The organism is Ensifer sp. NPDC090286, assembly GCF_044769565.1.
GTDB lineage: Bacteria > Pseudomonadota > Alphaproteobacteria > Rhizobiales > Rhizobiaceae > Ensifer.
In genome coordinates, this window is the sequence record NZ_JBIVYF010000006.1 from 367,001 (window position 1) to 386,988 (window position 19,988).

Below are 19,988 nucleotides of genomic sequence, written 5' to 3' on the forward strand. Positions count from 1 at the left end.
GAAATCAGGTCTTGCGGTTCTTCTTGTCGAAGCGCCGCGCGAGGCCATCGCCGGCGCTCTGCACGAGCTGCACCAGTACGATCAGCACGATGACGACGACGAGCATCACGTCGGGCATGAAACGCTGGTAGCCGTAGCGGATGCCGAGGTCGCCAAGCCCGCCGCCGCCAACGGCGCCGACCATGGCCGAATAGCCGATGAGGCTGACGGCGGTCATGGTGAGCGCAAGCGTCAGCGCCGGGCGCGCTTCGGCAAGCAGCACCTTGAAGACGATCTGCATCGGGGTCGCCCCCATGGCGCGCGCCGCCTCGATCAGCCCCTTGTCGATCTCGCGGATCGCCGCCTCCACGAGGCGCGCGACAAAGGGGATGGTCGCGATCGTCAGCGGCACGATCGCCGCCTTGGTGCCGATCGAGGTGCCGGTCAGAAGCCGGGTGAAGGGAATGATGGCAACGACCAGGATGATGAACGGCGTCGAGCGCGTGGCGTTGACGATCAGGCCGACGATGCGGTTGAGCGTCGGCGCCGGGAAGAGTTCACCCTTGCCGCTGGTGGCGAGAAAGATGCCGATCGGCCCACCGATCAGCGAGCCGATCAGGCCGGCGATGGCGACCATGTAGATCGTGTCGACGGTGGCGCCGCCGATGCGCAGGAGAATATCAGGCGACATAACCGAGCACCTCCGTGACCAGACCGTTTTCGGTAAAGAAGCGTTCGGCGCGACCGGACGTCTCGGCATCGGCGCCATAGGCGACGACCAGCGAGCCATAGGGCGCGCCGCCGATCTCGTCGATCGTGCCGGCGATGATGTTGACCTCGGCGCCGACCGACTTGATCAGCTGCGAGATCAGCGGCTTTTCGGCCGCAGCCCCGAAGAAGGTGAGCCGCACGACGGTGCGGTCGCCGTCGGCCGGTGCAGGCTTCAGCGCGCGGGCGACCGCGTCTGGAAGCTTCGAGCCCGGCAGGCCCGAAAGCAGCGCCCGCGTCGTCTCGTGCTTCGGATGAGTGAAGACATCGAAGGTGTGGCCACGCTCGACGATGCGGCCGTGATCGATGACGGCAACATCCGAGGTCACCGCCTTCACCACTTCCATCTCGTGCGTGATGAGCAACACCGTCAGGCCGAGATCGGCATTGATGCGCTTCAACAGCTCCAGGATCGACTGGGTCGTCTCCGGATCGAGCGCCGAGGTCGCCTCGTCGGAAAGCAGGAGCTTCGGCTCGGTCGCAAGCGCCCGGGCAATGCCGATGCGCTGCTTCTGGCCACCCGAAAGCTCGGCCGGATAGCGCCCGTGCTTGTCGGCAAGGCCGACGAGATCGAGCAGCGGCAGCACGCGCTGCTCGATCGCGCGCTTGTCCATGCCCGCGATTTCAAGCGGCAGCGCGACGTTTCCGAACACGGTGCGCGAGGACAGCAGGTTGAAGTGCTGGAAGATCATGCCGACGGAGCGGCGCAGGCTGCGCAGCGCCGCCTCGTCGAGCCCGCCGACATCGACGCCGTCGACCAGCACCTTGCCACCCGTCGGCTTTTCGAGCCCGTTGACCAGCCGGATCAGCGTCGACTTGCCGGCACCGGAACGGCCGATGATGCCAGTGATCGAGCCACGATCGACGGTCAACGAGACCTTGTCGAGCGCAGTGAAGGCGCCGCTGGTGCCGGACGCGGGGAAATGCTTGGAAACGCCGTCGAAGACGACGGCCGCGTCAGCCGATGGCGCGGTGTTTTGGGCGGAAACGCTCATCGTTCGGAAATCCCCGAATGAGGCGCAGTCGGAATGTGCGGGTACATAAGTGCTCTCGGATGTTCAAAACTCATGATCCCGGGCCTGGCCGGGATGGAACGCGCGTCTGGTCAGGCCGACATTCGACAACGCATTCGGAACAGGGAGCACTTCTCTAACATCAAGCAACCAGTCAGTTCAACTTTGGTGCCGCATGGCCCGCACGCGACATAATCTACGGCTCTTATGGAGAATTGCCACGCCCTTTCACAGGCATGATTTTCCTGATTATGGCGAACAGCGGCAAAACCATGCTCTTTTGCGTGGCAGGGCACCGTCATCCCGCAAATCGCCATCTTGGATATCCTTGTTCGGGCGGACTGTGCCCGACCGCATTTCATGCTAACGGGCAGGAACAGGATTACGAGGTGAGAAATGCGCATCGTCTTGACCGGAAGTTCCGGCCGCATCGGCAGAGCCATCTATAACGCACTCGCCGCTGACGACCATGACGTCATCGGCATCGACCGTGCCCCGTTCGGCACCACGGCCATCGTCGGCGACTTCGTCGATGGCGAACTGCTGGAGCGCGCGATGGAAGGGGCGGACGCCGTGATCCATACGGCTGCCCTGCACGCGCCGCATGTGGATGCGGTTGCCGATCAGGAGTTCGAGCGCGTCAACGTGATGGGCACGCATCTGGTGATCGCCGCAGCCCAGGCCGCCGGCGTCGGCCGCATCGTCTTTACCAGCACAACGGCACTCTACGGCCATGCGGTCACGGAAGGCGGCTGCGCCTGGATCACCGAGGAGACGCCGCCGAAGCCGCACACGATCTACCATCACACCAAGCTTGCGGCCGAAGCCCTGCTCGAAAACGCCGCCGATCGCGCTTTGCATGTGCGCGTGCTGCGCATGTCGCGCTGTTTCCCGGAGGCCGCCGACCGTATCGCAAGCTACCGCCTGCACCGCGGTATCGATGCGCGCGACGTGGCTGCCGCGCATGTGGCAGCACTCGACAATGGCGGCCCGGTCTTTCAGCGCTACATCATCTCGGGCGAAACGCCCTTCCTTCCAACGGATTGCCGCCGGCTAGCGGAGGACGCGGCGGGGCTCTTGCGTGAACGCGCGCCAAAACTGAGCCAAGCCTTTGCCGATCGCGACTGGTCGCTGCCCGCGACCATCGACAGGGTCTACGACCCGAGCGCTGCGATCGAAAAGCTCGACTGGAAGCCGCGTTACGGCTTCAAGGAAGTGCTGGCCCAGCTCGACCGACAGAGCCTGGAAGTCCTGCCGGTCCGGCGGTGATTTGACCGGACCACGGAAGCGTCGCGGGCGGGCGAGCCGCCCGCTTAAGCGTCAGATGTGGTTGCCCTTGGGAAACTGTTCGGCCAGCGCCTGGTACCACTGACCGCTCTTCTTGATCGTGCGGACCTGGGTGTCGTAGTCGACATGGACGATGCCGAAACGCATCTTGTAGCCCTCGGCCCACTCGAAATTGTCCATCAGGCTCCAGGCGAAATAGCCGCGCATCGGATACCCCTCGGCGATCAGATCCGCCGTCACCGACAGATGGCCGGCGATGTAGTCGAGCCGCGGCTGGTCGTCGACAACACCGTTCTCGACGCCCATGTTGTAGCAGGCGCCGTTCTCGGTGATGTAGCAGTCCGGCAGCTCGTATTTTGCGTTCAGTGTCTTGACCAGGCTGCCAAGCGCGGGAGCGTAAACTTCCCAGCCGATATCCGTCTTTGTCTCGCTCACCGGCTTGGCATTGATGGTTGCCGGGTATTCTGCCCCCTTGGCCGGATCGTCGCTCACCCGCATCGGCGTGTAGTAGTTGAGCCCCCACCAGTCGAGTGGCCGCGAGATCGTCTCCATGTCACCGTCTTCGATCGCTGGCATGCGGTGCCCGAGCGCACTCATGAAACTCTCGGGGTACGCCCCCCCAAAGATCGGGCCGAAGAAGACGCCGTTGTGGAAGTCGAAGGCGCGGTCGGCGGCTTTCTTGTCGGCCGCGCTGTCGCTGCCTGGATAGACCGAATGCGCGTTGATGACGATGCCCGTCGGCAGGTTCGGCCGCTCGGAGCGGATGGCGTCGACGCCGAGTCCGTGCGCCAGATTGGTGAAGTGCAAGGCGTGAAGGGCCGCATCCATGTTGCGCTCGCCCGGCGCATGGATGCCGTAGAGATGGCTGAGCCACACCGAGCACCAGGGCTCGTTGAAGGTCGCGACCGCATCGAGCCGGTCGCCGAGGCGGGCGATCACCGTCTTGGCGTAGCGCTGGAAGGCATAGGCCGTCGTGCGCGCCGTCCAGCCGCCTTCGCCCATCAGCGCCAGCGGCAGGTCCCAATGGTAAAGCGTGGCGAAGGCCTTGATGTTGCGGGCCTTGAGGCCGTCGACGAGACGGTCGTAGAAGTCGAGACCCTTTTCGTTGATCGGACCGGTGCCTTCAGGAATGATCCGCGGCCAGGCAACGGAAAACCGATAGGCATCGACGCCGAGGCTCTTGATCAGGTCCAGATCTTCTTCCAGCCGATTGTAGTGGTCGCAGGCGACATCGCCGTTGTGACGCCCGAAGACACGGCCCGGCATGTTGGAAAAGGCATCCCAGATCGACGGCTTGCGTCCGTCGGCCTTGGTGGCGCCTTCGATCTGGAAGGAGGCGGTCGCCACCCCGAATACGAAATCGCCCGGAAAGCGCTCTGCCAGGATCTTGGGATCGGTCATCTCTTTGTCTCGTCTCGTTCCGGCCCCGCTGTCAGCGGGACCTTGTTTTTCGGTTTGTAGAGGGCCGACCTAAAACGATGCCGGCAAATGTCAACTCGCGAAAAAGGGCGGGAAAGCCCCGCCCCGCGCCGGTATTGGCCTGTGGCTATACCTTTACCCACGCCCCATTTCGTTTGGATGACTGGACGCAGGCATCGACGAAGACCATGCCCTTCATGCCATCGTCGATGGTCGAATAGGTGACCGCCGGATCGATCTTCTCGCCCTTGCGCTTGGCAAAGATGGCGCGCGCTGCCTCGGTGTAGATGTTGGCGAAGCCTTCGAGGTAGCCTTCCGGATGGCCCGACGGAATGCGGCTGACGCGGTTTGCGGCCGCACCCGCGCCGGCGCCGGCGCGGGTGAGCAGGCGCTTCGGCTCACCGAACGGCGTGTACCAGAGATAGTTCGGGTCCTTCTGCGTCCATTCGAGCCCGCCCTTGGTGCCGTAGACGCGCACCATCAGACCGTTCTCGTGGCCGGGCGCCACCTGGCTGCACCAGAGCAGGCCCTTGGCGCGCTCGCCGTCCTTCGCCTTGAAGCGCATCATCACATGGGCATTGTCGTCGAGCTGGCGGCCGCCAACGAAGCTGTCGAGATCGGCAGCGAGTTCTTCCAGCTCGAGACCCGAGACGAAGGCACCGAGATTGTAGGCGTGCGTGCCGATATCACCGGTCGACCCGCCGGCGCCGGAGCGGGCCGGATCCGTGCGCCAGGCCGCCTGTTTCTGGCCCGATTGTTCGATGTTCTCCGTCAGCCAGTCCTGCGGATACTCCATCTGCACCAACCGCACCGCACCGATCTCGCCATTGGCGACCATCTCGCGCGCCTGTCGCACCATAGGGTAGCCGGTGTAATTGTGCGTCAGCACGAACAGCGCATCGCTCTCGTCCGCCGCCTTCTTCAGCTTCTTCGCGTCGCCAAGCGTCGAGGTCAGCGGCTTGTCGCAGATCACGTGGATGCCGCGCTTCAGGAACTCCTTGGCCGCGGCGTAGTGCACGTGGTTCGGGGTCACGATCGCCACCGCCTCGATACCATCCTTCAGCTTCGCCTCGCGGATTGCCATCTGCTTGAAGTCGGAATAGACGCGCGACGGATCGAGCCCAAGCTCGCGGCCGGAGCTTTCCGCCTTTTCCGGCGTCGACGACAGCGCGCCGGCCACCAGTTCATAGTGATCGTCGAGCCGGGCCGCGATGCGGTGCACCGCGCCGATGAAGGCGCCGGAGCCGCCACCCACCATGCCGAGCCGGATGCGGCGCTCGCGCTTCTCGCTCGTACCTTCGATTGCCATAGTCTTCTCCCCTGTTCGTTCCGTGTTCGTATGTTTGTTTCGTGGGCGCCGACTGCGGGGTTCGGCCTCTCATCCGCCAGCTTCTCCCCGCACGCAGGGAGTAGAGACGATGCGGCCCGCACGTGCCAAGCCTCGGCAACGGCAGCCACGACTGCCCGTCGTCAGCCGCAGTCCTCGTTCCCTCTCCCCACCCTGCGGGGAGAGGGGTGTCCTCGGGTTAAACCCGAGGAGAGGGGCAAGTCACAAGCCCCATGAGGGCTGAACCACCGCCTCAGATCCCCAGCATGCGCCGGTTGGCCGCCTCGTCCGTACCGGCACCGGCAAAGTCGTCGAACGCCTTCTCGGTCACGCGGATGATGTGGTGCTTGACGAAATCGGCACCTTCCCTCGCCCCATCCTCCGGGTGCTTCAGCGCGCATTCCCACTCGACCACCGCCCAGCCGGCGAAATCGTTGGCGGCCATCTTCGAGAACACGGCGCCGAAATCCACCTGGCCGTCGCCAAGCGAGCGGAAGCGCCCGGCCCGGTTGACCCAACCCTGGTAGCCGCCATAGACGCCCTGGCGCCCGGTCGGGTTGAACTCCGCATCCTTGACGTGGAACATCCGGATGCGGTCCTTGTAGATGTCGATATTGTCGAGATAGTCGAGGCACTGCAGCACGTAGTGCGAGGGGTCGTAGAGCATGCAGGCGCGGGCATGGTTGCCGGTGCGCTCCAAGAACATCTCGTAGGTGATGCCGTCGTGCAGGTCTTCGCCCGGATGGATCTCGTAGCAGACGTCGACGCCGCAATCTTCGGCGTGGTCGAGGATCGGCTTCCAGCGCTTCGCCAGTTCATCGAAGGCCGTCTCGACAAGGCCGGCCGGCCGCTGCGGCCAGGGATAGACGAAAGGCCATGCGAGCGCGCCGGAGAAGCTGGCCATAGCGTTCAGCCCGAGGTTCTTCGAGGCCGTCAGCGCCAGCTTCACCTGCTCCACCGCCCAGGCCTGACGTGCTTTCGGATTGCCGCGCACCTCGGGTGCTGCAAAGCCCTCGAAGGCTTCGTCATAGGCCGGATGCACGGCGACGAGCTGGCCCTGCAGATGGGTCGAAAGCTCGGTTACCTCGACGCCGTTGTCGCGCGCCGTGCCGGCAAACTCGTCGCAATAGGCTTTCGAGGTCGCTGCCTTTTTCAGATCGATCAGCCGCGCGTCCCAGCTCGGCACCTGCACGCCCTTGTAGCCGCAATCGGCCGCCCATTTGGTGATCGCATCCCAGGAATTGAACGGCGCCGCATCGCCTGCGAATTGCGCAAGAAAGAGCCCTGGCCCCTTGATGGTCTTCATGCTGATTTTCCTCCCGATGGAACGGCCGAAATTGGTATTGGCCCTGTCCTGACAGCCGGCAATGAAAGGCGGTTGTACGCCTTCGTTTTCTCCCAGAACTGCCGGATCTGAAACGTTGCAGGCGCCGAAGCTAGCAGATTTTCAGCGCGGGGCAACAGCGCGCAAACGGAATCCGCAAACTTTTGTAATCGTTTTCATAGCAGAGAGCTGCAGGCATGCTGAGACGTGGCGCTTTTCCCGAAAAGCATCTGCGCCGGTGACCGGATCGCGATCTCTCCGCAAAGAGAAAGGGCGCCATCATGGCGCCCTCTCCCCCTCGTCCGCCGCTCTCCTCAGACGATCATCCGTATCGCCGGTTGGCAGGCGCAGAAGTGGGCCTGCCTTGCCGCCCGGCGGATACGGTGAATTGATCGACCAGCCCTTTGAGCGTGGTACTGACCTGCATGAGCGTATGCGTCGCGGCACTGGTCTGTTCCACCATCGCCGCATTCTGCTGGGTCATCTGGTCCATGTTGGTCACGGCCGTGTTGATCTCGGCCATGCCGGCCGACTGTTCGCGGGCCGATCCGGCGATCGCGTCGATATGACCGTTGATGTGGATCACCTGGTCGCCGATGTGATGCAGCGCCTCACCAGTCTTGTTGACCAGCGACACGCCCATCAGCACGTCCTCGGCCGACTTGTCGATCAACTCCTTGATCTCGCGCGCGGCCTCCGCCGATTTCTGCGCCAGTTCGCGCACCTCCTGGGCGACGACGGCAAAACCCTTGCCCGCTTCGCCCGCCCGCGCCGCCTCGACCCCCGCGTTCAGCGCCAGAAGGTTGGTCTGGAACGAAATCTGGTCGATGACGCCGATGATCTGGGTGATCCTGCGCGAGGACTCCTCGATCGCACTCATCGCCGCCACCGCCTGCTCGACGATCGCGCCGGATTTGCGCGCCTCGTCGGTGGCGTTTCCAACCACCCGCCGCGCCTCCTCGGCGCGCGACGCGGCCTCCTTGGAAATGGTGGTGATCTCTTCGAGCGCGGCTGCCGTTTCCTCAAGGGACGCAGCCTGCTGTTCGGTGCGCCGGGCCATGTCGTCGGTCGCCGACACCAGTTCGCCGGCGTTGCTGGCCGTCTCTTCGGACGCGCCGACGATCGCGCCAAAAGTCTGGTCGAGCTTGCCAAGGGCGGCGTTGAAATTGGAGCGCAAGCTTGCGAATTGCGGTGCAAGCTCGCTGGCGATGGCCGCGGTCAGATCACCGTCCGCCAGCCGCTTCAGACAGTTTTCGAGCGCCGAGAGCGCCTCCTCCTGCTGGCCGTTCAGGACCTGCCGCTCGGCTTCAGCGCGTTCACGCTCCTCCTGCAGCGCTTCGAGATAGACCGAGATTGCATAGTCCATGTCGACCATCGCCGCCTTGACGACGGCTGCGACATCCGTGCCGATCTCCTTGGCCTTGTTGCGATGCAGGAAGCCCTTCAGATGACTGTCGATCACCCCCTGCAGGATGGACTCGATGATCAACGCGTAGCCGCCGATGTACCAGCGCGGCTCAAGCCCAAGCCGCGCATGGGTCTTGCCGATCGTCGTGACGGCATCGACATATTGCGCGTCGAACCTGGCAGATGCGATCAGCTCCCAGTGTTTCGCCTGCCTGGCCTTGGCACTTTGTATATGGGCGTCGCTCGCAAAAAAACGCGCCGTCTCCGGATTGCTGCGGGCCTTGGCGTAGAACTTGTTCAGCGCCGTTTCGAGCGAGGTGGAAATGACAGGCAGTGAACGTGCGAGCGCTCCCCGCTGCGCCTCGTCGAGATCGACGAACTGCAGGCGCTCATTCAGCAGTTTTGTTTTTGAATCGAAGCTGGTCATGCGCAAAGTTCCCCCGGTGCCGCGACAGGACGCATGACAAGTCGCCGCTGCAGCTTAAGGTTCGGCGTACCCTGCACGAGCGTTTTACCACATTGTAATGTAGAAATAACTGCAAATTGTAGATGATTATTTATGCTATCATCAATTGCAGTTCGATGGCACGAATGCAACCGGCGTCAGGGACACATACGTGTCGACGGTTGTGCACCAATTTCATGATTGGTTGATAAAGAATTCCACGAAACCTGCCTCCCGGCAACAACCAGAAAGCGCCATCTATTTTCTGCTGTGGAAAAACATACATCCAGGGTGGCAAAATATGACAAAGATCAAAAGCGGCCGGAAAACGTCCGGCCGCCTGTCGGTCTGTCAGCCGCCGCTCAGACGTAGCGGTTGACCACGTTTTCGAGCAGTTCCTGCTTGCCGGACTTCGGCTGCGGATTGAGATCCGACTTCAGCACCCAGGCCTCGATCTCTTCCAGCGAGAAGCCACCGTCGAGCATCTTCTTGGCTTCCGGCACCTGCCAGCCGGCATAGCGGCTTTCGAGCGGTGCGGAGAGCGCCTTGTCCTCGATCATCTTGGCCGCCGCCTTCAGGCCGCGGGCACAGCAATCCATGCCGCCGATATGGCCGATCAGCAGGTCTTCCGGATCAATCGACTGGCGGCGCAGCTTGGCATCGAAGTTGGTTCCGCCTGTGGCAAAGCCGCCGCCTGCCAGAACCTGGTAATAGGCAAGCGCCATCTCCGGCACATTGTTCGGGAACTGGTCGGTATCCCAACCGGACTGGTAGTCGTTGCGGTTCATGTCGATCGAGCCGAAGATGCCGAGCGCATTGGCCAGCGCCAGCTCGTGCTCGAAGGAATGGCCGGCCAGAATTGCATGACCCTGCTCGATGTTGACCTTCACCTCGTTTTCGAGGCCATAGGTCTTGAGGAAGCCGTAGACGGTCGCGACGTCGTAGTCATACTGGTGCTTCGTCGGCTCCTGCGGCTTCGGTTCGATCAGGATCGCGCCCTTGAAGCCGATCTTGTGCTTGTACTCGACAACGAGGTTGACGAAGCGGCCGAGCTGGTCGAGCTCGCGCTTCATGTCGGTGTTGAGCAGCGTCTCGTAGCCTTCGCGTCCGCCCCACAGCACGTAGTTCTGGCCGCCGAGACGCTTGGTGGCGTCAAGGCAGGTTTTTACCGTCGCTGCGGCAAAAGCAAAGACATCCGGGTCCGGATTGGTTGCCGCACCCGACATGTAGCGGCGGTTGGAGAAGAGGTTCGCCGTACCCCAGAGCAGGTTGACGCCGGTCTCGGCCTGCTTCTTTTCGAAGTAGTCGACGATCTCGTTGAGGTTCTTCGTATTCTCGACGAAGCTTTTGCCTTCCGGGCGCACGTCGGCGTCGTGGAAGCAGTAGAACGGCACGCCGAGCAGGTCGAAGAATTCGAAGGCGACATCGGCCTTCAGCTTGGCCGCCGCCATGTCGTCCTTGAACCAGGGGCGCTCGAAGGTCTGGCCGCCAAAGGGGTCGCCGCCCGGCCAGACGAAGGTGTGCCAGTAGGCCACCGCGAAGCGCAGGTGATCCTCCATGCGCTTGCCGAGAACCACCTCGTCCTTGTTGTAGTGACGGAAGGCGAGCGGGTTGGCGCTATCTGGGCCTTCATATTTGATCTTGGCAATATCGCCGAAAAATCCTGTGCTCACGGGGGGCTTGCTCCTCTTTCAAGAGTGGTGTCGGCCGACGTCGCCCGTTCGATAGGCGCGGCCATTACGTGGAAGGTAATTGGTTTCATTCCCTCGTCCGGCGATACCGGAAGCATCGAAACGCCAAACGGAAGGAACACTTCGATGCACGACTTCAACGCCATCGCTAGAGCCTACATGACCGCCTGGAACGCCACCGACGCTTCTGAGCGCGTGGCCCTGATCGAGAAGACGTTCGCCGCCGACGTCGCCTACCGTGATCCGATCATGCAGGGCGACAGTCATGCCGGCATCGATGCGCTCATTACCGGTGTGCAGGGGCAATTTCCCGGCTTCCGCTTCACGCTGAAGGGTGCCGCCGACGGCTATGCCGACACGATCCGCTTTTCCTGGGCGCTCGGTCCGGAGGGCGTTCCCTCTGTCATCGAAGGCACCGACGTCTGCCAGATCGAAGATGGCCGCCTGAAGACGGTCACCGGTTTCCTCGACAAGGTTCCGGCCCGCTGAGCACGCGGCAGCGGATCGAGATGGGGGGCGCCGTATCACGACGCGGCGCCCTTGATCGCCGGATAGAGGCGGCGGTAGCGCTGATAGCTCTCCTCATAGGCCGAAACCAGCGACGCCTCCGGCGCGATGGTCTCGGCCGTGCGCGGCGCATAGCAGGTGGCGACCGGATCGGCGCCGGTCGCGGCAATGAGGCCGAGACGGGCCGCCCCGAAGGCAGCACCGAAATCGCCGTCGGCGGGCAGATCGACCGGCAGGTTGAGCGCCGTCGCGATCGACTTCAGCCAATAGCGCGAGCGCGAACCACCACCGATCGCGGTCACCCGCGTGAGCGTCGTGCCGGCAGCACGCAAAGCTTCGAGGCTGTCGCGAATGGCGAAGGACACGCCCTCCATCACCGCCTGGGTCAGCACCACCCGGCCGCTCTCATGACCAAGCCCGACGAAGGCGCCACGGATTGCCGCATCGTTGTGCGGCGTGCGCTCGCCCGAGAGATAGGGAAGGAAGGTGACGCCCGAAGGCGCCTTCAGATTATCGCCAAGCTCGGCGCTCAAGTCGGCAGCACTGCGGCCGGCGATGCCAGAGTACCAGTTGAGCGCATCGGTCGCCGACAGGATCACGCCCATCTGGTGCCAGGTGTTCGGCAGCGCATGGCAGAAGGCGTGCACGGCGCTTTCCGGATTGGGCAGGTAGCTGGCGTTGGCGGCAAAGAGCACGCCCGAGGTGCCGAGCGAGACGAAGGCGTGTCCCTCGCCGACCGTGCCCATGCCGCAAGCGGACGCCGCATTGTCGCCGGCACCGCCGGCAACCACGACGTCACCGGAAATACCCCAGCGCGCGGCCAGTTCCGAACGCAGCTTCCCGGCCGCATCGGTTCCCTCGACCAGGCTTGGCATCTGTTTTTCGTCCATGCCCGTGGCCGCAAGCAGGCTTTGCGACCACTGCCTCTTACCGGTGTCGAGCCAGGCGGTGCCGGCGCTGTCGGACATTTCAGACATGTGCTCGCCGGTCAGCCACAGGCGCAGATAATCTTTCGGCAGCAACACCCAGCGCACCTTGGCGAAGATGTCGGGCTCGTTGGCCCGCACCCAGGCGAGCTTCGGTGCGGTGAAGCCCGGGAAAACGATGTTGCCGGTGATGGCGCGAAACTGCGGGTCCGCATCGAGCGCTGCCGCCTCGCGGAAGCTGCGCGTGTCGTTCCAGAGGATGCAGGGTCGAAGCACCCGGTCGTCGGCATCCAGCAGCGTGGCGCCATGCATCTGGCCGGAAAGGCCGATGCCGCGAACAGCCGAAAGCTCCTGGGGATGCGCCGCCTTCAGGCCGGCGATCGCCTCTTCGGTGGCGCGTACCCAATCGGCCGGGTCCTGTTCCGACCAGCCGGGATGCGGCCGCGAGACGTCGAGCGCGCCGGAGGCCGAGCCGATGATGCGCTGGTCGCCATCGATCAACATTGCCTTGACGCCGGAGGTGCCGAGATCCAGTCCGAGATACATGTTTGCCTCCATTGAGCAATTCCTCGAAGGAACTGCGTAAATTCAAAGCACTACGCCGGATCGACCGGCAGGTTGTCCTTCAGGAAAATCTCGATGCGGATGCGCTCCTGCGCGCCGATCACCGAAAGCCCGTCCGCACGGGCCTTCAGCACCCGGATGGCGCTGCGCACCTCATGGCCGGCGTCCTGGTTGAGGAGCGCGTCGAGCGTGCCGGAAAGAAGTGCCGCGCGGCTGTGCGGCGTCAGTTCATGGGCGATGGCGCAGACGGTTCTCTCGCGACCTGCCTTTTCCAGTGCCGCGATCAGGCCGCGATTGCCGGCACCAAGACTGTAGATGCCGGCAAGCTCCGGGTGATCGGCGAGCAGGTTGGAGACGAGGCGATCGACCTCGGCCGGTTCGTCATGTCCTTCGACGACGGGCAGGAGCCGTCGGCCAGGCGCGCTCTCCGCCATGGCCGCACCAAAACCTTCGAGACGGTCGCGATGGTCGCGCACCAGCATCGAGCCGGCGACGATCGCGACGGGGCCTTCGCGACCGCCGAGAAAGCGGCCCATCAGGGTTCCCGCAGTCCGGCCGGCGGCGACGTTGTCGACACCGGCAAAATGATCGCGCTGGGATCCCGGCAGATCGGAAACCAGCGTCACGACGGCAATGCCGTCTTCGCGCAGTCGATCGACCGCCGCGACGACCTCCGGCGCGTCGATTGCAACCACGGCAACACCGGCAGGCACGAGCGCCCGCGCCTTTTCCAGCACCTGCGCGAGAGCCGCCGCATCAAACGCCGGCACGAAGAGCACGGTGATCGCAGTGCGCTCGACCGCGGATCGCAGCTTTGCCGCCTCCACCTCGGCCGCAAGACCGCGCATGAAGGTGTTGTCGCCCTCCGGCAGGATGAAGACCAGCGGGTAGATCCGGCTCTTGGCGAGATTGGCGGCGGCGACGTCGCGCACATAGCCGAGTGCCTCGATCGCGCGCTCGACCTTGTCGCGCGTGACGCCGCGCACGCCCGGGCGATTGTTCAAAACCCGATCAACGGTCGCGAGGCTGACCCCCGCTCTGGCAGCGATATCGTGAACTGTCGGACGCATGTTTTCCTCCGGGCTCTGCCTTTAGAGGAATTTCTGATGTACGTAAATCAAAAATCCGCAAGACGTAGAAAACGGAGCGCCGCGCCGCTGTCCGAAGAAGGCGGATCAGGCGCCTTAACAATTTGATTCAGCTCGTTTTTTTACCTAGGAAAGGCGCTTGCTGAAGGCATCGGTAAAGACGACCTCGCCATGGCTCTGTCCGGCCTCCGCCAGCGCCACGTCCATGAAACCATCGGTAACGCGCACGAGGGCAAAGCCCCCCATATAGGCGGCCTTCGGCTTGACGAGATCGAGCCCGCCCTGGCGGTAGATCATCGCCGTTTCGTGCTGGTGGCCGTGGAACAGGCCGATGACGTTGCTGCCCTTGACGGTCTCGAGCAGCGCCTGGCGCTGAGGCACGCTCCACCAATGCGCAGCGCCGTCGCCATCGTCGTCGAAGGTTTTCGCCTTGGCATCCCAGACCTCGGTCGAAAAGGCGTCCCAGCCATAGTGCTGGAAGAGGATCACCGGCCGGCCATCGCCGGCATAGCTCGCAAGATCCTGTTTCAACCAGGGCAGCGCATTGACGGCCCCCTTAGTCTCGTCGCCACCGAAGCGCTGCAATTGCACCAGATGCAGCCCGCCCCAGTCCCAGGAGTAGCAGTCCGAAAGCGGATCGTAATTGGTGACCGGCACCGGCGGCTTGTAGAACACCGACTGACGGTGGTTGAGTTCGACATAGTCGCGCAGTTCGCGGCGATACCAGTCGATATGCGGCGGTGGTCCGTCCTGGTCGAGGTCGTGGTTGCCGAGGCCGACATAGACGGGCATGTGCACATGGTCCGGCCCTGTCCCTTCCTGGTAGCGGCTGGAGAACTGCTGCAGCTGCCGCCCCTCGCGCGGCTGCCGCACCTGGCCGCCGCCGTCATCGGTAAGGTCTCCGCCAAGCACCAGGCCGAGCGGCTTGCCAATCTCCCGCCCGGCGCTTGCAAGCCCGCTCGGCTTGCCGGCGACCGTCTCCGGCCAGCGCATGGCGTGCACGGCGTTCAGCGCTGCCACATGGCGCAGCAGATTGGCATCCGTCTTGCCTTCGGCCGCGCAGTTGGGAGCAAGCCCTTCGATCGAAACGAGGCAGGCATGGATGTCGTTGGAAAACAGGAACGTCGCGTCGATCGCCGGCACGGCAGCACGACTCCGGGAGGCCGCAAGCGCCGCCCCGAGACCGGCAAGGCCGGCCAGGAAAGACCGTCTTGAAAAAGACGCCAGAACCGGTCCGCGCATGCTTCCACCCCTCCGCTATCCGTGGAGAGGAGTGTGCCGCACGGCTTCGCTCGCGTAAACCGTGCGGGCTGCGTTATGCCGGTGTCAGTGACCGCCGCCGCTGGGGCCGACGCCCTCGGGCTTCTTGATCATCATCACGCCGAGGATCAGCGACAGGAACAGCACCGTCAAAAGCATGAAGATATCGCCGAAGGACAGGATGATCGCCTGCTTCTGCGCCATGCCGGCAAGCTGCTTGATGGCGATCGTCGTGCCGTCGAGACCATGGGCGTTGAAGTTGGCGGCCATGTTGTTGAACCGCTCCATCGCCTCCGGATTGCCCCACTGGATATGCTCGGCTAGCCGCGCATAGTGGAAGTCCTGGCGCTGCGTCAGGATCGTGTTGATCACCGCAAGCCCGACTGCACCACCGAGGTTACGGGTCAGGTTGAACAGGCCCGAGGCGCCGCGCATGCGCGCCGGCGGCATGGTGCCGAGCGCGATGTTGTTGATCGGCACCATGCACAGCATCAACCCGACGCCGCGCAGGATCTGCGGGATGAACAGCTCGTAAAAGTCCCAGTCGGCCGTCAGGTGGCCCATGATCCACGTGCCGCTGGCAAAGCTGGTGAAGCCGATCGTCATCAGCACGCGCGGGTCGAGCTTGCCCGAGAGAATGCCCGCGACCGGCGCCGTGAAGAACATGGCAAGGCCCGAGACGAACATGGTCTCGCCGATCATCAACGAATCGTAGCCGCGGATACGGCCGAGATAGAGCGGATAGAGATAGGTGAGGCCGTAAAGACCGATGCCCATGACGAAGGAGAACATCGAGCCGAAGGCGAAGTTTCGGTTGGCAAAGGCCCTGAGGTCGACGACCGGGAATTCCACCTTGAAGGCGCGATAGAAGAACACGATGGCGGCAATCGCCGAAGCGACCGCACCCATGACGATATGCTCGTCGTTGAACCAGTCGTTGGTGTTGCCCTCTTCCAGCACGTATTCGAGCGCGCCGAGGAAGACTGCCATCGAGGCAAGGCCCCACCAGTCGAACTTCTTGAACAGGCTGAGCTCCGGCTTGTCGAAGTCGATGAAGGTCCAGGTGAGCGTCGCGACGATGATGCCGGGAATGACGTTGACGAGGAACAGCCAGTGCCAGGAGAAGGCGTGGCTGAGATAACCGCCGACCGTCGGGCCAATCGTCGGCGCCAAGGTCGCGATCAGGCCGATGATCGGCGAGACGATGTTGCGCTTCGACGGCGGGAAGATGGTGAAGGCGGCCGCAAAGACCGACGGGATCATGCCGCCGCCAATGAAGCCCTGGATCGCACGGTAGACGATCATCTGGTCGATGTTGGTGGCCGTCGCAGCAAGCGCGCTTGCTGCCGTGAAGCCGGCCGCCGAGACAGAGAACAGCACGCGCGTCGAGACGATGCGCGCAAGCGTGCCCGAGAGCGGGATCATGATGACTTCGGCAATGAGGTAGGAGGTCTGCACCCAGCCGATCTCGTCCGAACCGGCGGAAAGGCCGGCCTGGATTTCGGCAAGCGAGGCCGAGACGATCTGGATGTCGAGGATGGCCATGAACATGCCGACGACCATGGCGAAGAAGGCGATCAGCCTCTTCGGGTCCATATGTTCCTCGACCTTCGGTGCGGCGGCCGCGGCCGAGCCTACTGTTGCCGTTGCGGCCATCTCAGCCACTCCTTGCATGGGCGCGCCTGGGCGCCAGCGTTCTGGACATGCGCGTTTCGCCGCGCCGACGTTCCGGACTCCACCCGCGCTCCGTGGCGCCGGGGTCTCGGCAAAAGGCGCGCCCAAGGGCGCGCCGGCATTGCGTCCGCTTACTTGGTCGCGGCAACCTTGGTCTGGTCCGGCGCCGTACGCGTATCGACGTCGACGACGACGCTCAAGCCCGCGCGCAGGTGCCCTTCGGCCAGCACGTCGGCCGGCAGGGTGATACGCACCGGCACGCGCTGGATCACCTTGGTGAAGTTGCCGGTGGCGTTTTCCGCCGGCAGCAGCGAGAAGACCGAACCGGAAGCCGGCGAGATCGAGGCGACCGTGCCTTCGATCGCATGGTCCTCATAGGCGTCGACATGCACCTTCACCTTGGAGCCCGGCACCAGATGGGCGATCTGGGTCTCCTTGAAGTTGGCGTCGATATAGAGCTGATCGACCGGAACAAGGGCGGCAAGCCGCTGGCCGGCCGACACGAGATCGCCCACCTGCACCGCGACGTTGCCGACGATGCCGTCATAGGGCGCCTTCAGCACGGTGAAGCCGAGGTCGCGGTTCGCCTTGTCGCGCGCAAGCTCCAGCGAACGGATCTCGCTTTCGGCTTCCGTGCGCTGCGCTTCGAGAACAGTGATGCTGGCATTGGCAGCGGCAATGTTGGCGTCCGCGCCGGCAAGGTTTGCCCGTGCCTGGTCGAGCGCCACATCGGCGTTGTCGAGCGAAGCGACGGTGCCAACGGCCTTGGACTGGAGGTCGCTCGCGCGCTTCTGCGCGAGTTCGGCGCCGCGCACCGTCGCTTCGAGAGCCTTCTTCTGCGCTTCGGTCTGGGCGAGGCTCGCCTTGGCGCCGGCAATCTGCGCATCGAAGCGGCTGAGCGCCAGCTTCTGGGTGGCGATCTTCGCCTCGGCCTGCTCGGCGGCGATGCGATAGTCGCCGTCGTCGAGCGTCACCAGCGGATCGCCCGCCTTCACCTTCTGGTTGGCGACAGCGTCGACCTTGGCGACGTAGCCGGAAACCTTCGGCGAAATCGTCGCGATGTCGCCTTCGATATAGGCGTCGTCGGTCGAGATCATGAAGCGGCCATTGGTCCACCAGTCGTAGCCATACCAGCCGCCGGCAGCCAGAAGCGCCAGGCCGAGCACCGGAAGGATGGGCTTGCGCGCCTTCTTCTGCGGCGCGGCGGCTTCCTTTGCCGGAGCCGGCGCGACCGCCTGCTCCGCAGCGGGGGCCTTCGCCTCGAGCGCGGTTTCCTGCTGCACTTCGAAAGTCTCGTCGACGGGACGGACGCGGGCAGCGCTGGACGTGTTGGATGCGGACATTGGGCACCGGCCTGGTTAAAGATTGCTGAACGAACTGAACCGTTCGGTTCGATTGGAACTTGACATAAGCCCTTTCTGGTCGCATATCAAGAGGAAATCGAACCGCGCGGTTCGATGACTAAAATTTAATATGAGCAGGACGGAAACAAGCGACCATCATGAGCGGGGCAAAGAGCGGAACCCAGGACATCATGCAGCCGGCAGTCGGCATGGATGAGGATCTCTGTTCGGGCGGCGGCCGACACGCTGCCGGCGAGGATCCCGCCAAGCGTGAGCAGATCCTCGAAGGCGCGCGACGCGCGTTCCTGAGCCAGGGCTTCGACGCCGCCAGCATGAACGACATCACCCGCGAGGCCGGCGTCTCCAAGGGCACGCTCTACGTCTATTTTGAGAACAAGGAAGACCTTTTCAAGGCGCTGATCATCAAGGGCAAGACCCGGGTGGTCCAGACCGCCAAGCACGCGCTCAACGATCACGACGACGTGGAAGAGTCGCTCTACGATTTCGGTGTGACGCTGACGACCAGCATGACGGCGGAAGAGACGATCCGCTCCATGCGCATGGTGATCGGCGTGATCGACCGCATGCCGCATCTGGCCGAACGCTTCTTCAGCGAAGCACCGGAAAACGGCTACACCGTTCTCAAATCCTATCTCGACCGCCAGATTGCCGCCGGCACCCTCGACATCGAGAATACCGAGATGGCTGCCCGGCAGTTCATCGAAATGGCGCAAGCCGGGCTCTTCAAGCATCGGCTGTTCGGCGGCATGTGCTCGGCACCACCGAAGGAACAGATCGAGGCGACGGTCACCGCCGCTGTCCGCGTATTCATGTCCGCCTACGGTCCGAAGAAAAAGACCGACTGAGCCCGAACCGCGGCAACCGCCCGGCGTTACAATCCAGCAATTGCGATCAAGCGCGCCTTCAGGCAACACCCTATCAAAAGGGCGCTGCCAAGGGAGTGAGGATGAGTGCCATCGGACGGGCGGTCTGGTTCATCGAGAGCCATTTCGCAAAAGACATATCGCTGGAGGAAATCGCCGGAGCCGCAGGGCTCTCGCGCTACCACCTGTCGCGCGTCTTCGGGCTGGTCACAGGCCGCTCGATCAGCGCCTATATCCGCGGCCGGCGGCTGAGCGATGCCGCCCGGGCGCTTTCCGACGGTTCCATCAGCATTCTCTCGGTGGCGCTCGATGCGGGCTACGGTTCGCACGAGGCTTTCACCCGTGCCTTTCGCGACCAGTTCGGCGTCACACCCGAAACGGTGCGCAAGCAAAGGCACATTCGAAACATCGAACTGATGGAGCCTTTAAGGATGGACGATAACCGCCTCTTGAAAATCGACCCGCCGCGCTTCGAAGACAGCCCGCCGTTGCTTTTGGCGGGCCTTTCGGAAACCTACGCCTACGGCCGCACCCAGGGCATCCCGTCGCTCTGGCAACGATTCAACCGCCATTTCGGGTCGATACCCGGGCAGAGGGGCGACATCGCCTATGGTGTGTGCAGTGACAGCGACGGCGAGGCCGGCACCTTCCGCTACATGGCGGCGGCCGAAATCAGCGACGCCGACGACCTGGCCGAGGGCTTTTCGACAGTGAGGTTGCCGAAACAGCGCTACGCGGTCTTTCTGCATCGTGGCCACATCTCCGCGATCGCCAAAACCGCCGACTATGTCTTCGGAACATGGCTGCCGGAATCCGGGTTGCAACACGGAGAAACACCTGACCTCATCGAACGCTATGACGAGCGTTTTGACCCGCATTCGGGCATGGGCGTCGTCGAAATGTGGATTCCGATCAAATCGTAAACGGTAAAGCGCCGCCACAATAAGGCGGCGGCGCTTGTCTCTTCCGCAATGTTTCTTAAATACTTTCGGCGATTCTTGCGCGACGACGCGCCACCACTCGCAGCGCCGCACGTCCATCGGACGCGCTAGGCCGCTGCGGAACTTTGAAGTGCTGAAAGA

At 63.5% G+C, this 19,988-nt stretch carries 16 protein-coding genes; 4 read left to right on the top strand and 12 right to left on the bottom strand.

Features of this window, described 5'->3' with window-relative positions; genetic code table 11:
• Nucleotides 1-4: 4 nt before the first annotated feature.
• Nucleotides 5-670 carry a methionine ABC transporter permease gene (locus ACIQUG_RS28545; RefSeq protein ID WP_192450810.1) on the bottom strand — a complete coding sequence of 222 codons (666 nt, stop codon included), beginning with the start codon at nucleotides 668-670 and terminating at the stop codon, nucleotides 5-7.
• Nucleotides 660-1,742 carry a methionine ABC transporter ATP-binding protein gene (locus ACIQUG_RS28550; RefSeq protein WP_402325610.1) on the bottom strand — a complete coding sequence of 361 codons (1,083 nt, stop codon included), beginning with the start codon at nucleotides 1,740-1,742 and terminating at the stop codon, nucleotides 660-662. The genes ACIQUG_RS28545 and ACIQUG_RS28550 overlap by 11 nt, the downstream gene beginning before the upstream one ends.
• Before the next feature lie 414 nt (nucleotides 1,743-2,156).
• Here ACIQUG_RS28550 and ACIQUG_RS28555 point away from each other — a divergent pair, with 414 nt between their 5' ends.
• A complete protein-coding gene (locus tag ACIQUG_RS28555) occupies nucleotides 2,157-3,029 on the top strand; it encodes an NAD-dependent epimerase/dehydratase family protein (protein WP_402325611.1) in 873 nt (290 codons plus the stop codon).
• A gap of 51 nt (nucleotides 3,030-3,080) precedes the next feature.
• Here the strand turns inward: ACIQUG_RS28555 and ACIQUG_RS28560 are convergent, their stop codons facing one another.
• From ACIQUG_RS28560 to xylA, 5 genes are all read right to left on the bottom strand, one after another.
• On the bottom strand, nucleotides 3,081-4,448 hold the full coding sequence (locus tag ACIQUG_RS28560) for a GH1 family beta-glucosidase (RefSeq protein ID WP_402325612.1): 1,368 nt from the start codon (nucleotides 4,446-4,448) through the stop codon (nucleotides 3,081-3,083).
• Nucleotides 4,449-4,593: 145 nt separating this feature from the next.
• The gene (locus tag ACIQUG_RS28565; RefSeq protein WP_402325613.1) at nucleotides 4,594-5,775 is read right to left on the bottom strand and encodes a Gfo/Idh/MocA family protein; all 1,182 of its coding nucleotides are present in this window, start codon (nucleotides 5,773-5,775) and stop codon (nucleotides 4,594-4,596) included.
• A 271-nt stretch (nucleotides 5,776-6,046) separates the two neighbouring features.
• Complete coding sequence (locus ACIQUG_RS28570) at nucleotides 6,047-7,099, bottom strand: sugar phosphate isomerase/epimerase (protein WP_192450814.1); 1,053 nt, start codon at nucleotides 7,097-7,099, stop codon at nucleotides 6,047-6,049.
• Between the two features lie 340 nt (nucleotides 7,100-7,439).
• On the bottom strand, nucleotides 7,440-8,951 hold the full coding sequence (locus ACIQUG_RS28575) for a methyl-accepting chemotaxis protein (RefSeq protein WP_402325615.1): 1,512 nt from the start codon (nucleotides 8,949-8,951) through the stop codon (nucleotides 7,440-7,442).
• Nucleotides 8,952-9,331: 380 nt separating this feature from the next.
• Nucleotides 9,332-10,642 carry a xylose isomerase gene (xylA, locus tag ACIQUG_RS28580; RefSeq protein ID WP_402325616.1) on the bottom strand — a complete coding sequence of 437 codons (1,311 nt, stop codon included), beginning with the start codon at nucleotides 10,640-10,642 and terminating at the stop codon, nucleotides 9,332-9,334.
• Between the two features lie 144 nt (nucleotides 10,643-10,786).
• Here xylA and ACIQUG_RS28585 point away from each other — a divergent pair, with 144 nt between their 5' ends.
• Nucleotides 10,787-11,149, top strand: coding sequence for a nuclear transport factor 2 family protein (locus ACIQUG_RS28585; protein WP_402325617.1), 363 nt, complete (start codon nucleotides 10,787-10,789; stop codon nucleotides 11,147-11,149).
• A 35-nt stretch (nucleotides 11,150-11,184) separates the two neighbouring features.
• Here ACIQUG_RS28585 and xylB read toward each other — a convergent pair whose 3' ends face one another.
• The 5 genes from xylB to ACIQUG_RS28610 form a co-directional block, all read right to left on the bottom strand.
• Nucleotides 11,185-12,639, bottom strand: coding sequence for a xylulokinase (gene xylB, locus ACIQUG_RS28590; RefSeq protein ID WP_402325618.1), 1,455 nt, complete (start codon nucleotides 12,637-12,639; stop codon nucleotides 11,185-11,187).
• A gap of 50 nt (nucleotides 12,640-12,689) precedes the next feature.
• Nucleotides 12,690-13,727: a LacI family DNA-binding transcriptional regulator gene (locus tag ACIQUG_RS28595; protein ID WP_402325621.1), complete on the bottom strand. Its 1,038-nt coding sequence runs from the start codon at nucleotides 13,725-13,727 to the stop codon at nucleotides 12,690-12,692.
• 144 nt (nucleotides 13,728-13,871) lie between these two features.
• Nucleotides 13,872-14,987: a metallophosphoesterase gene (locus ACIQUG_RS28600; protein ID WP_402325622.1), complete on the bottom strand. Its 1,116-nt coding sequence runs from the start codon at nucleotides 14,985-14,987 to the stop codon at nucleotides 13,872-13,874.
• An 84-nt stretch (nucleotides 14,988-15,071) separates the two neighbouring features.
• Nucleotides 15,072-16,661 carry a DHA2 family efflux MFS transporter permease subunit gene (locus ACIQUG_RS28605; RefSeq protein WP_402325623.1) on the bottom strand — a complete coding sequence of 530 codons (1,590 nt, stop codon included), beginning with the start codon at nucleotides 16,659-16,661 and terminating at the stop codon, nucleotides 15,072-15,074.
• Nucleotides 16,662-16,810: 149 nt separating this feature from the next.
• On the bottom strand, nucleotides 16,811-18,022 hold the full coding sequence (locus ACIQUG_RS28610) for an HlyD family secretion protein (protein ID WP_043618475.1): 1,212 nt from the start codon (nucleotides 18,020-18,022) through the stop codon (nucleotides 16,811-16,813).
• A gap of 158 nt (nucleotides 18,023-18,180) precedes the next feature.
• Between ACIQUG_RS28610 and ACIQUG_RS28615 the strand changes: the two genes are divergently transcribed.
• Nucleotides 18,181-18,888: a TetR/AcrR family transcriptional regulator gene (locus tag ACIQUG_RS28615; protein ID WP_402325625.1), complete on the top strand. Its 708-nt coding sequence runs from the start codon at nucleotides 18,181-18,183 to the stop codon at nucleotides 18,886-18,888.
• Nucleotides 18,889-18,989: 101 nt separating this feature from the next.
• The gene (locus ACIQUG_RS28620; protein ID WP_402325705.1) at nucleotides 18,990-19,829 is read left to right on the top strand and encodes a GyrI-like domain-containing protein; all 840 of its coding nucleotides are present in this window, start codon (nucleotides 18,990-18,992) and stop codon (nucleotides 19,827-19,829) included.
• The last annotated feature ends 159 nt before the right edge of the window (nucleotides 19,830-19,988 follow it).

Coding starts and splice junctions, on each gene's coding strand:
- ACIQUG_RS28545 (WP_192450810.1), bottom strand. CDS start 670: ATGTCGCCTGATATTCTCCTGCGCATCGGCGGCGCCACCGTCGACACG.
- ACIQUG_RS28550 (WP_402325610.1), bottom strand. CDS start 1,742: ATGAGCGTTTCCGCCCAAAACACCGCGCCATCGGCTGACGCGGCCGTC.
- ACIQUG_RS28555 (WP_402325611.1), top strand. CDS start 2,157: ATGCGCATCGTCTTGACCGGAAGTTCCGGCCGCATCGGCAGAGCCATC.
- ACIQUG_RS28560 (WP_402325612.1), bottom strand. CDS start 4,448: ATGACCGATCCCAAGATCCTGGCAGAGCGCTTTCCGGGCGATTTCGTA.
- ACIQUG_RS28565 (WP_402325613.1), bottom strand. CDS start 5,775: ATGGCAATCGAAGGTACGAGCGAGAAGCGCGAGCGCCGCATCCGGCTC.
- ACIQUG_RS28570 (WP_192450814.1), bottom strand. CDS start 7,099: ATGAAGACCATCAAGGGGCCAGGGCTCTTTCTTGCGCAATTCGCAGGC.
- ACIQUG_RS28575 (WP_402325615.1), bottom strand. CDS start 8,951: ATGACCAGCTTCGATTCAAAAACAAAACTGCTGAATGAGCGCCTGCAG.
- ACIQUG_RS28585 (WP_402325617.1), top strand. CDS start 10,787: ATGCACGACTTCAACGCCATCGCTAGAGCCTACATGACCGCCTGGAAC.
- xylB (WP_402325618.1), bottom strand. CDS start 12,639: ATGTATCTCGGACTGGATCTCGGCACCTCCGGCGTCAAGGCAATGTTG.
- ACIQUG_RS28595 (WP_402325621.1), bottom strand. CDS start 13,727: ATGCGTCCGACAGTTCACGATATCGCTGCCAGAGCGGGGGTCAGCCTC.
- ACIQUG_RS28600 (WP_402325622.1), bottom strand. CDS start 14,987: ATGCGCGGACCGGTTCTGGCGTCTTTTTCAAGACGGTCTTTCCTGGCC.
- ACIQUG_RS28605 (WP_402325623.1), bottom strand. CDS start 16,661: ATGGCCGCAACGGCAACAGTAGGCTCGGCCGCGGCCGCCGCACCGAAG.
- ACIQUG_RS28610 (WP_043618475.1), bottom strand. CDS start 18,022: ATGTCCGCATCCAACACGTCCAGCGCTGCCCGCGTCCGTCCCGTCGAC.
- ACIQUG_RS28615 (WP_402325625.1), top strand. CDS start 18,181: ATGAGCGGGGCAAAGAGCGGAACCCAGGACATCATGCAGCCGGCAGTC.
- ACIQUG_RS28620 (WP_402325705.1), top strand. CDS start 18,990: ATGAGTGCCATCGGACGGGCGGTCTGGTTCATCGAGAGCCATTTCGCA.